The organism is Flavobacterium cauense R2A-7 (genome assembly GCF_000498475.1).
GTDB lineage: Bacteria > Bacteroidota > Bacteroidia > Flavobacteriales > Flavobacteriaceae > Flavobacterium > Flavobacterium cauense.
The window spans coordinates 306,328-318,083 of the sequence record NZ_AVBI01000012.1; the positions used below are offsets into that span (position 1 = coordinate 306,328).

Genomic DNA, 11,756 nt, shown 5'->3' on the forward strand with positions numbered 1-11,756 from the left:
TTGTTAATTAGTTGATGCTGTAAACCGTAATTCGTTTATTTGCACAGATAAAAAACTTAGTCACTCTGTAACTTAGCTACTCAGCAACTCAAAAAATGAAATTAAGAGCCGAAAATATAGTTAAAACCTACAAAGGAAGAAGCGTGGTAAAAGGCGTTTCGGTAGAAGTGAATCAAGGTGAAATCGTGGGTTTATTAGGGCCAAACGGTGCCGGAAAAACCACGTCCTTTTATATGATAGTAGGTTTGGTAAAACCCAATGCCGGCAATATTTATTTGGACGACATGAACATCACTGATTATCCGATGTACAAACGCGCGCAAAACGGAATCGGATATCTGGCTCAGGAAGCATCGGTGTTCAGAAAACTGAGTATTGAAGACAACATACTGAGTGTATTGCAACTAACCAATCTTTCCAAAGCCGAGCAGGAAGCCAAAATGGAATCATTGATTGACGAGTTCAGCTTACAACACATTCGCACCAATCGCGGGGATTTACTTTCCGGAGGTGAGCGTCGTCGTACGGAAATCGCGCGTTGTTTGGCTACCGATCCGAAATTCATTTTATTGGACGAACCGTTTGCCGGAGTAGATCCGGTTGCCGTAGAAGACATTCAGCGCATTGTAGCACAGTTAAAAAATAAAAACATCGGAATTCTCATTACCGACCACAACGTACAGGAAACCTTAGCCATTACCGACAAAACGTACTTAATGTTCGAAGGCGGAATTTTAAAAGCCGGAGTACCGGAAGAATTGGTACAAGACGAGATGGTACGCCGCGTGTATCTGGGCCAGAATTTCGAATTGCGTAAAAAGAAATTAGAATTTTAATACTAAAAAATCCCAAGTTATTTGGGATTTTTTATTTTATGGTAATAGCCTTTAAATCTTCTTTATTTCCGTTAAACACATTCACATCCACCATTCCTTTAATGCCTGAAATCTGGGCTTTTTCGGTAAACTGCCACAACAGCCAGTCGTTCTGAATCCGTTCTACAAAAAAATTGTAATTGGCAATCCAAAGCGGGTATTCTTTGAATTCGTCCTTCAGGAAATCGGTGTAATAACTTTGTCCGGAATAAATAATAGGCTTTACTTTATAATGCCTTTCCACTCGTTTTAACCATCGGCGTAAGCCAACTTTCAAACTATCGATGGATTGATTTTTAGGCAACTTTTCAATATCCAAAACTGGCGGCAAATCGCCTTTTCTTAGTCTTACGTTTTTAATAAAATGATCGGCCTGCGCAATGGAATTTTCGTTCGGACGATAGTAATGATACGCACCGCGCACAAAATAATGTTCTTTCGCAGCTTTCCAGTTTTCTTTGTATCGGGCGTCAATTTTATTACTTCCTGCCGTGGCACGGATAAAAACAAACGACAACGGAAACTCCTCTTCAATGGTATTGATTTTTTCCCATTCAATTTTTTCCTGATATTCCGAAACGTCAAATCCGACCAGTTTGGTGTCGTGACGGCTCAGTACTTCAAAAATACGGATGTCTTCAATCTTCCGTTCTTCTTCGGAAAGTTCACTCGTACTTCTATCGGTTTTAAATCCTAAAAAATACAACAAACCGTGACGATAATTATACAAACCGCCAACAATCGTTACCACAAACAAGATGCCTAAAGTATACAACAATAACCTCCCAAAAGGCGTTTTGGCAGTCTTTTTCGATTTTGAGCGGGTTGATTTTCTTAACAGCGTTGATTTTTTCGCAGGAACGCGTTTCATAATTTATGACGGCTTGTTTAAAACCGTATTGTTAAGCACTGAAAGCACAACATAAAACAAAATAATTATCGGAATCGCCAAATACTGGAAAACAGCCAATAATATAGCCGAAACAGCCAAAAACAACACCTGAAGTTTATTCTTTTCCCAACTGAAATATTTCACTTTTAAAGAGAAAAGCGGAATTTCAGCATTTAGCAAATAAGCACTCAAGAAACACAATCCTACAAGGAAATAAGGATTGCTTAAAATATCAGAAAGCCAATCGAACTGATTCGCGAATAAAATCATCGGAATACTCATAATTAACAACGCATTGGCCGGTGTTGGCAACCCAATAAATGAGTCCGTCTGACGGGTATCGATGTTAAATTTTGCCAAACGGTAACACGAAGCCACCGTAATAATAAAACCAATGTACGGCACTACAGCCATATAATAAGTATCCGGTGTTAACGTATAAATATCCTGGTTTTCCTGAATATCAGACAGCATTTTATACATCACCACTCCCGGAACCACACCGCTGGTAACCATATCGGCCAAAGAATCCAACTGAACACCCAAAGGACTTTGTGCATTGAAGATTCGGGCAAAAAAACCATCCCAAAAATCAAAAAAGATACCAAGACACACCAACGAAAAGGCTTCATTGTAATTACCGTTAAACGCATGAATTAACGCTAAAAGTCCTGTAATAAGATTTAAGAAAGTAATAAAATTTGGAATCTGTTTTTTAAATGACATACGTTTTCTTTTTAAACTGACACAAAGTTATACAATAAGTTAATACAAAATGGAGTTTAGTAATTGAGAATTTCATTTCTTTTAAAAAGCAAACATAACCGGAAAGGCAATAACAAGACCATTTCGGCACCGTTTGGGAGAATGATTTTTAATGGGCATTTCATCTTAATATAGTATATTTGTCAAAGGTATAACGTAAAACCCTATCTGGCATTCGTTTAGTCAGCATTGTGTAACGGATACTGATGTATATTTGTAAAAAAAACGGCTTTGAAAAAAACCTACTTAGTACTACTCCTTTTAACCTGCATCGCAACTAACAGTCAGATTGTTAGAAAATACTCCAATGAATTTATGAGTATTGGTGTGGATGCAGCCGCTTTAGGAATGTCTAATGCCGTAACATCTCATACCGCAGATGTAAATTCGGGCTACTGGAATCCGGCAGGACTTTTAAAACTGGAAGACAAACAAATCGCTTTAATGCATGCCAGTTATTTTGCCAATATCGCACAATACGATTATGCCGCTTTCGCAATGCCAATAGACGACCGCAGTGCTTTTGGAGTATCGTTAATCCGATTTGGGGTTGATGACATCTTAAACACCACACAACTTATTGACAACGAAGGCAATATTGATTACAACAGAGTCAGCCTGTTTTCCGCAGCCGATTACGGCTTAACCTTTTCCTATGCCAGAGCATTACCGGTTCAGGGATTCAATTATGGTGTGAATGCAAAAATCATCCGTCGCGTTATCGGAAAATTTGCAAGCTCCTGGGGTTTTGGTTTTGATTTGGGATTACAGTATGAAACCCGTGACGAATGGAAATTCGGACTGATGCTTCGTGATATTACGACCACTTACAATGTCTGGGCTATCGACGACGAAGAATTTCAGAAAATAAAAAATGCCGTTCCAGGGGAAAATCAGGAACCACCGGAAACCTCGGAAATAACCTTACCCAAAGCACAATTGGGAATGTCAAAGAAATTTATCATCCGTTACGATTACAGTCTTGTGGCCGCCGCCAATTTAAACATGCAGTTTACCCGAACCAACGATATTTTCTCAACAGATATCGTAAGTATCGACCCTGCCGTTGGATTTGAAGCCGGTTACATTGATTTGGTGTTTCTTCGTGCGGGTGTGGGTAACTTTCAAAACATTACAGAAATCGACAATTCCAAAAGCTTAAGTTTCCAGCCTAATATTGGTGTCGGATTTAAATACAAAGGCATTCAGGTAGATTATGCTTTAACTGACATCGGCGACCAGAGTGCCGCTTTATACTCTAATATTTTCTCTTTAAAAGTCGACTTAGGTATTTTCAGATAATGACACCATCACTACTTTTCAAAAAATCATTTTCGTTCTTTTTACTGATTTTCAGTTTTATATCCGCGTTTGGACAGACTCCATTTTTATCCGACAAAGCCGAAATCAGTTTACTAACCTGTGGTACGGGAGAAGAATTGTATTCGTTATACGGCCATACCGCTTTGCGCATTAACGACCCGATAAACCAGATAGATGTTGTTTACAATTATGGTGCTTTCGACTTTAGCACGCCTAATTTTTACGGGAAATTCGTTAAAGGCGATTTGGAATATTTTGTAACCACAAGCAGTTTCGAAGAATTCAATTACAGTTATGTGTATGACAACAGGGATATTTTCGAACAAAAACTAAACCTTTCGCGCGAACAAAAACAAAAGATTTTTAGCGAACTGAATGAAGTACTAGCCTCTGAAAAACGTTTTTACACTTACAAATTCATTGACCGAAACTGTACCACGATGGTTCGCGATGTGATCAATAAGGTTTTAACAGAGCCCATTTCTACGAAAGTTCCCGACACACAGAAAAACTACCGTCAGATTTTATACGATTACCAAACGGATAAATTTTATGAAAATCTGGGAATCAATTTGATTTTCGGCGCTAAAACCGACCGTCAATCCGACCAATTGTTCCTTCCGATAGAATTATTACAAGGCATTGAACAAACCAAAATAAACGGAAAACCATTATCAGACGCTACCGTAACCGTATTCAAAAGACAAGACATTAAAGCAAATAAATCGCTTTGGAATAATTTTTACACTTTTGCGTTTGCGATGCTTCTTATCGCTTTTCTTGCTTACAAAAAGAAATCTGCAGCGATTATATACCTAACAATTATTGGTTTATTAGGCCTTTTCTTTTCATTGGTCGGACTGTATTCCCTGCATGAAGAAGTATTGTGGAACTATAATGTTTTGGTTTTGAGTCCGCTCTACTTACTATTGGTTTTCTTTGTTTGGAAAAAAAATGCGGTTTGGACCAACCGAATCGTACTGTTAAACCTAGGATTGATTGCAATTTATTTGGTTTACATGCTCAACAAAGCTCATTTGATAATGATGGTACCATTTGCAATTACATCGCTTACAGCACTTTGTAAAGTACGAAAAGAAACACTTCAGAAGTAACGTTTAATTACAGTTATTCCGACGAAGGAGTAATCACATACTTCTGCTTCCTGCTATCTGCTTTCTGATTACTGCCCTCTGAAGAACAACACCGTGCTGAGTGTTTTCACCACAATATTCACATCGAGAAACAAACTGCGGTTTTTGATGTAATACAAGTCGTATTGTAGTTTTATCAGGCTGTCGTCGATGGTTTCGCCATACGAGTGTTTTACCTGTGCCCAACCGGTAAGTCCCGGTTTAATTACATGTCGTGTTTGGTAGAACGGCATGATTTCGGCAATTTGATTTACAAAAATGGGGCGTTCCGGTCTTGGTCCGATTACCGCCATATCCCCTTTAAGAATATTGATAAACTGCGGAAATTCATCGATACGGGTTTTTCTCAGGAATTTACCAAAAGGTGTAACTCGGCTGTCGTTCGCCGCGGCAAAAACAGCACCATTGGCTTCGGCATTGGTTACCATCGATCGGAATTTGTAAATTTTGAAAGGAATACCGTTTTTCCCTACTCTTTCCTGAGTGTAAAGTAACGGCCCTCTATTCCCCAACAGATTCGCTATAAAAAGAAACGGCAGCAATAAAGCACCAATCAATAAGCCAATCAAAGAAACAATAATATCGAAAAGGCGAATGGCATACAGGTACAGCTTATTCTGATTGCTTCTGCTGAAAGGAAAATATTTATAAAAATCTTTTTCCGAAAATTGCACCGGAAGACGGTAGGTACTCATTTCATACACTTGCGAATACTCACGAATGACAACACCTTTTTCCAAAAAAAACAGCAATTTATCGTATACTTCAACCGGAAACTCATCAGTCGATTTATTGGCGATTACAATTTCCGAAATAGAATGTTTTTTTATAAAATCCTCAAACGTTTCCAGCGTAATTTTTTGCAGTTTCACCTTCTTTTTAAGCGATTCCTTCGTACTAAAATATCCAATTACCTTATAATTGGGATCGGCTTTTTCCAGTTCATCCACCAGACTGTCAACTGTTTTATCATCTGCTAAAAAAAGTACATTTTTATAAAAACGATCAGAAGCCAAAAACTTCTGATACACCATGCGCCAAAGAAAAAGAACGCCCAAAATAGTGGCATAAAAAAACAAAATCTGCAACCTGTTTTTGGGTAGCGATGGGGTTAAAACGGGTGTTAGAAGGTAAACAGAAACCGTTGTGGTAGCGGTCAGTATGATACTTTTGATAATCTGGAACTGATTTCCGGCCACCTGAAGATTGTACATTTCAAATACGGTACCGAACAAAAGCAGGTAAAAAGCCAAAACAAATGCCCAATAGTAATTGTGAATGGAAAACCTGAAATAATCAAACTGGAAACAGCTGCTCAGAAAATAAAGTGCCAGCAACACCAGCATCACGTCAAAAAGACGGAGAAGTATCTTACGCTCCGAAATTTCAAAATGTATTTTTTTCCTGTTCGTCATTCTCAAATCGATATGATGCAAAATAACGAATTATTAGAGAAAAAAACACAACCAAAGATGAAATAACAAAATAATAGAAAAACCTTAAAAATTAAGACAGCAAGTTCTTCCATTGGTCTTTCACAACATTCCAATCCCAACTTTCTGCTTTAATTCGGGCCTTACGGGCCATTTCCTTAGCCGTCTGAGGATTTTCAATCAACGACACAATCGCATCCACCATACCAACAAAATCATTATCAGCAACCAACATAGCCTCCTGATTATTCTTCAATAAAAATGGAATTCCTCCAACATTAGTGGTAACGACCGGAAGTCCTAAAGCCATCGCTTCCATGACACTAACCGGGGTATTATCAAAATGAGTGGTATTGATAAAGATATCGTATGCTGCTGCTAAGGCAATCCATTCTGTTTTAGGAAGCCGTCCTGTAAAATGAACCGCTACATTCTTTTCCAAAGCATAGTCTTTGCAACTTTCCATGCTGCCATCCCTATCGGGCCCTACCATACAAAGCTGTGCTTCCGGAAACTTTTTTTGAAGCAGGCTCAGCACATCAATAGCCATCTTGGGATTGTAAATAGCATCAAAAGCTCTTACCCAAAGTAATTTCGGCTGTAATTCGGTTCTTTCCAAAAAAGGATACTGTCCGATTTCCAAAGTATTCGGAATAAATACAAGATTTGAAAACCCTGCCTTTTTAAAAGCCTCCAACAAATAATGAGAAGGAGCAACATTTTTATAAGCATTCCCAAATACCATGGTACAAAGTTTAGGATTGTTTTGCAATCGGTTGGGCAAGTTCCCGCCGTGCAAAATCGGAATGTATTTCTTTCCAAATAAACGGCAAAGCTGACTTACGCTAAACGCAAACCAAAACCCAGAAGTGCTGTAAGTATCAATCAGAACAAAATCACTTTTTCGATATCGGATTACCGCCAACAGCATATCCAACATCCGCAAAACAGGATTTTTAAAACCAGAAACAGCAACCACACGATAGCCTTCTTTGGTAAATTGCGCGCTTAACGTTTCTATTATTGTGGTATTTAAACCTTTACCCGACAGTTTGTTCCCTATGTACAACAGGTTTTTCAAGTGCGTAAATTTTTAAAAGAGTTAAGGCGTAAATGAAGGCTGGTGCGGCCGTTCGCATCGCGGCGTGATTAAGGGTCAGCAACCAGAAAAAATAAAAAGATAACATATAAACATGCATCTTATTATCCAGATACAACACAAACGGAACCAGTAACAAAATGAGAAAACCAATTAATCCAAAACTACCGTGTTCAGCAAGCATACGGGTAATTTCATTGTGTGAAGCCGCTTGAATTCCTGTTGTTTCCTCACGAAATTCTTTGTTCTTTCCTACTCCAATACCAAAAACAGGATTATCGAGAAACATTTTTAGCTCGGAAGAAATCAAATCCTCCCTTCCGGACAACTGACTTTCTTTTTTATTTCCGTGTACCCCTTCATTGGCATATCGTCGTTCGATTAACCCGCTGGTTTCCGAGGCACTGTACAACCAAACCCCTGAAAGCAATAACAATCCGAAACCTAGTGTTTGCAATATCTTAAAACGACTTTTTGCATTCATATAAAAGAATAAAACACTAAGAAAGAGAAGAATCATAAAACCGGCAGTCATCATACCACCCCTTGAAAAAGTCACAATTCCGCGAAAAGTCATCAATACACAAAGAACAACGTTCAACCAAAGCAACCAATTACTTTTAGACCGCAGCACAATTCGGGTAAACAAAATAAAGACTCCCAATCCTAATATGGTTGCTACCTGATTTGGGCCAAATCCGCCAGAAGTTTCGTGATTGGATGCAGTATTGGTAACTACGTCTTTAACACTGGGAGTGTACAGAAAAATATAGGTTAACGTAGAAATAATCGGAAGCAGGATCGTTAACAACAAGTTATTAAGTTCTTCCAAAGTAAATCGGCGTCGATGACAATAAATAGCAGTAAACCCAAGACAAAGAGGCCCTGACAAATTAAACATGACTGCTTTACGCATATCTGTTGTATAATTAAGTGTTTCTGTGGCTACTAAAACCCCGGGCAATAAAAAAATCAAATATATCCAAAACGGAATGCCTCCTTTTGAGATACCGCTGTAAATCATCCCCAAAACAGCAAAGAAAATAACAGAATACTTGGTTAACTCGTGAAAAGAATTCCCATGAGTCATGCGCAAAAAAACCTCACTACCAACCATGTAGGCGGCAACGAATAAAACCTCATTATTTTTATTTTTGGTTTTCATTACATACAACAACCCCACAATCAATATCAGGAAACTGTATATTTTGGAGAGAAAAGGAAGGAAATAAACAACCAATCCAATGGCAACATGAATGAATATCAGTGAAGTATATGATAATTTTCCTTTTTCCAAAATCAATTAATAAAATGCAAATAATCCGTAATCACTGCCTGTTCCGAAAATCGATTTTCAACAGTTTTTTTCAATGATGATCCAAATTCGCTTATCAGGTCATCATTCTTTGCCAAAACTACTAATTTTTCGCTTAATTCTGTCTTATTCATTGGATTGAAAAGCATTCCGCTTTCAGTGTCATTGATAATTTCAGAACAATATCCCACATTTGAGGAAATAACAGCCAATCCGGAAAGCCCGTATTCCAATAATGTTACCGGAAAGCCTTCATAAGTGGAGGCTAATACTCCTATAGTTGTCTGCTGAAGAACATGGAAAACATCATTACACCCTCCATATACAAAAACGCTTTCAGACAAATTATTTGTCCTGATATAATTCTTTAATTCTTCCGAATAAGCATCCGAATTGTCTTTTCCGATCAAATGTAACGACCACCCGGTTTCTGCCAGACGGGAAATATGAAATGCCGTCAACAAAGTCAAATGATTTTTGGGATGACGAAGATTAGCCAAACAAACAATCCGTTTTCCTGAAGTTCCATTTAAAACGGTATTTTTTTGTTCCTTTTCATTTATTACAGTAAAATTTGGCAAATACGCCACTTTTTTACATTTTAAATGTTGTTCTGCCCAAATCTTTAATTCTTCATTAACGACAAGTACACGATTAAAAAAGAATGAACTCGCAATAAGCATTCTATTATCATTCGTTCTCATTTTAACCCTGTTGCCATTATGATCGTGCCATACAATTTTCAGTTTCGGATAAACCAACTTGAGTAAAACTGCCATAAAAAAGGATGTCCCGTGTGCATGAACCCATTCAATACGATTATGAAATATAAACGTTCTAAGGCGCCACAAAGCGCTTAAATCCAGTAATTTTTTCCGATTTAAAAACAAATAAGGAACCTCGTCACTAAGCTCATCCTTGAGGGCGCCTTCTTTTCGCGATACCGCCAACGCAGAAACTTCAACACGTGAAACCAATGTATTGGCATAATTTACCGCCATACGTTCAGCTCCTCCTGCTTCCAAGCTGTCTATTAATTGAAGAATACGCACTTTACTGTTATATTTTATTTTTTTAATAATTTTATTTGTTTTCATCATTCTGTCCCGATACCACTCCGCTTTGTCGAAGAACTTTTGTGTGCTTTTGTACTTGCAGAAAGACACACTGTATAATTTTCAAGAAGGCCTCTCCAAAAGGCCTCTTATTTCTGATTCAAAATAATCCAAAGTATAGTGACGCGACCACAGCATACCTTTTTCAGCTAAAATCTGATACTTTCCAGCATCATCTATAACTTTTTTAAGTTGATTAAAATCTTCATCAAAAACCATTGTCAACACAACACCACGAGTACCGTTATCCAACATTGTTGGTACACAGGAAACAGCACTGGCAACTGGAACACAACCCCAAAACATGGCTTCCGCTACCACTTTAGGCCAACCCTCACTTTTAGAAGGCAACAATAAAAAATGACTGTCACGGTATGCATGCTGAACTGTTTCAGCACTTTGATTGCCGTGTAAAACAACAATTTTCTGCAATCCCTTTTCCTGAATATATGATAACAACTGTGCTCTTTCTTTTCCTTCTCCATATAGATCCATTCGAACACTATACCCTTTATTCCTTAACTCTTCCACCAATTGAATGGCATACAAAGGACGTTTCCCTTCAGACAAGGTTCCCACAAACAAAAAACGAATATCTTCCTGAGGCTCACTGCCATCTTGAGTCTGTCGAAGAATCTTCCGCAAAGGAACATCCTCTTTATCACTTTCCTTGTATGATGCCGTAAAGAAAGGTTTAATATTTTTTGTACTTCCCTGCCACTCTCCATAGACCAAAACCTGCATGTTTCGGGTCAAAAAAGTATTAGACAAAATCCATTTTTGAATACGGTAACTTAGAGGCTGTTTGGCCTTCGGATCCCAGTTTCCGGCATATTTGGCTGTTTTGGGTGTATTCGGAAACAGTATCTGAACCAAACAGCCCAACAGTCCAATGTTACCCGGACAACGCAAATGAATATGATCCGCAGTTTTCATGGCTTTGGCTATGTAAACCAAATTAACAAGAACTGCAAAAATACTTTTAAAAGCCTTAGCTGCAGATTGCACATCAAACTCTTTCAGTACAACGGGCGACACTGTTTCAAAAGGAATCGTGGTAACCAATAAGCCCCGGTCGGATTCCCAAACCGGACAACAAAACTGAATTTCATCTGCATATTTAGCCCAAAATTCCATTTCCTTTACATAAGGACCATAAGCTTTCCACTCTTTTTTTTTGGGGATTAAAGGTGCTGCGGATACAATTAACAACTTCATTAAATATAGCCCTCCGAACCTTTATTGGAAATTACTACCGCAGGAACCCCTAACAGTACATCGTGGTTTTTCGCATCTGTTGTAACTAACGAACAGGCGCCAATAAGCACATTATCTGCAATAACTATTTTCCCTGCAACAACTGAATTAGCTCCGATATAGACATTATTCCCGATGATGGGGACACCTCTTTTTTCTCCTAATCCTGAAACACCTATAGTTACATTTTGAGAAATATTACAATTATTGCCTAAAACCGTATTGGCATTAAGAATAATACCTCCAAAATGACCTATATAAAACGAATGCCCTATTGATACTGAATAAGGTATAGAAATTCCTGTAATAATTTCTGTGAATTTTTGCCATATAAGACAAATAAAAAGTAAAAAATGACGGAATATTGGAATTTTTATCCTTCTATATATAGCATTTGAAATTCTATATTGAAAAATTGCCCAAAATCCCTGAGTAAAAAACAGAATAGAAATAAAATTTCCACCATATTTTTTATATTTTCTATAATCCGAAGCTATTAATGCTGAAACTATCATTTTAACTGTCGTT

The 11,756-nt window shown here is 37.9% G+C and carries 11 protein-coding genes; 3 read left to right on the forward strand and 8 right to left on the reverse strand.

All coding sequences use genetic code 11. The annotated features are described in order from the left end of the window. Positions 1 to 95: 95 nt before the first annotated feature. Positions 96 to 836, forward strand: a complete 741-nt coding sequence (lptB, locus tag FCR2A7T_RS05240; protein ID WP_023570248.1) for an LPS export ABC transporter ATP-binding protein — start codon at positions 96 to 98, stop codon at positions 834 to 836. 31 nt (positions 837 to 867) lie between these two features. Here lptB and FCR2A7T_RS05245 read toward each other — a convergent pair whose 3' ends face one another. Then, complete coding sequence (locus FCR2A7T_RS05245) at positions 868 to 1,746, reverse strand: glycoside hydrolase family 25 protein (protein ID WP_023570249.1); 879 nt, start codon at positions 1,744 to 1,746, stop codon at positions 868 to 870. 3 nt (positions 1,747 to 1,749) lie between these two features. Continuing rightward, positions 1,750 to 2,493 carry a CDP-alcohol phosphatidyltransferase family protein gene (locus FCR2A7T_RS05250; RefSeq protein WP_023570250.1) on the reverse strand — a complete coding sequence of 248 codons (744 nt, stop codon included), beginning with the start codon at positions 2,491 to 2,493 and terminating at the stop codon, positions 1,750 to 1,752. Positions 2,494 to 2,763: 270 nt separating this feature from the next. Here FCR2A7T_RS05250 and FCR2A7T_RS05255 point away from each other — a divergent pair, with 270 nt between their 5' ends. Both FCR2A7T_RS05255 and FCR2A7T_RS05260 read left to right on the forward strand, forming a co-directional pair. Next, entirely contained in the window at positions 2,764 to 3,834 is a 1,071-nt protein-coding gene (locus tag FCR2A7T_RS05255; protein ID WP_023570251.1) for a putative type IX sorting system protein PorV2, read from the forward strand. Beyond that, positions 3,834 to 4,970, forward strand: coding sequence for an Lnb N-terminal periplasmic domain-containing protein (locus FCR2A7T_RS05260; protein ID WP_081709367.1), 1,137 nt, complete (start codon positions 3,834 to 3,836; stop codon positions 4,968 to 4,970). Before FCR2A7T_RS05255 ends, FCR2A7T_RS05260 begins: the two co-directional genes overlap by 1 nt. A 68-nt stretch (positions 4,971 to 5,038) precedes the next feature. Here FCR2A7T_RS05260 and FCR2A7T_RS05265 read toward each other — a convergent pair whose 3' ends face one another. From FCR2A7T_RS05265 to FCR2A7T_RS05290, 6 genes are all read right to left on the reverse strand, one after another. Continuing rightward, positions 5,039 to 6,424, reverse strand: coding sequence for a sugar transferase (locus FCR2A7T_RS05265; protein WP_035117394.1), 1,386 nt, complete (start codon positions 6,422 to 6,424; stop codon positions 5,039 to 5,041). Positions 6,425 to 6,515: 91 nt separating this feature from the next. Further along, positions 6,516 to 7,523, reverse strand: a complete 1,008-nt coding sequence (locus FCR2A7T_RS05270; RefSeq protein ID WP_023570253.1) for a glycosyltransferase family 4 protein — start codon at positions 7,521 to 7,523, stop codon at positions 6,516 to 6,518. Further along, on the reverse strand, positions 7,483 to 8,838 hold the full coding sequence (locus tag FCR2A7T_RS05275) for an O-antigen ligase family protein (RefSeq protein ID WP_035117537.1): 1,356 nt from the start codon (positions 8,836 to 8,838) through the stop codon (positions 7,483 to 7,485). The genes FCR2A7T_RS05270 and FCR2A7T_RS05275 overlap by 41 nt, the downstream gene beginning before the upstream one ends. 2 nt (positions 8,839 to 8,840) lie before the next feature. Further along, complete coding sequence (locus FCR2A7T_RS05280) at positions 8,841 to 9,953, reverse strand: glycosyltransferase (protein WP_023570254.1); 1,113 nt, start codon at positions 9,951 to 9,953, stop codon at positions 8,841 to 8,843. 81 nt (positions 9,954 to 10,034) lie between these two features. Beyond that, positions 10,035 to 11,189 carry a glycosyltransferase family 4 protein gene (locus FCR2A7T_RS05285; RefSeq protein ID WP_035117396.1) on the reverse strand — a complete coding sequence of 385 codons (1,155 nt, stop codon included), beginning with the start codon at positions 11,187 to 11,189 and terminating at the stop codon, positions 10,035 to 10,037. Continuing rightward, positions 11,189 to 11,743, reverse strand: a complete 555-nt coding sequence (locus FCR2A7T_RS05290) for a serine O-acetyltransferase (RefSeq protein ID WP_023570256.1) — start codon at positions 11,741 to 11,743, stop codon at positions 11,189 to 11,191. The genes FCR2A7T_RS05285 and FCR2A7T_RS05290 overlap by 1 nt, the downstream gene beginning before the upstream one ends. Between the last annotated feature and the right edge of the window lie 13 nt (positions 11,744 to 11,756).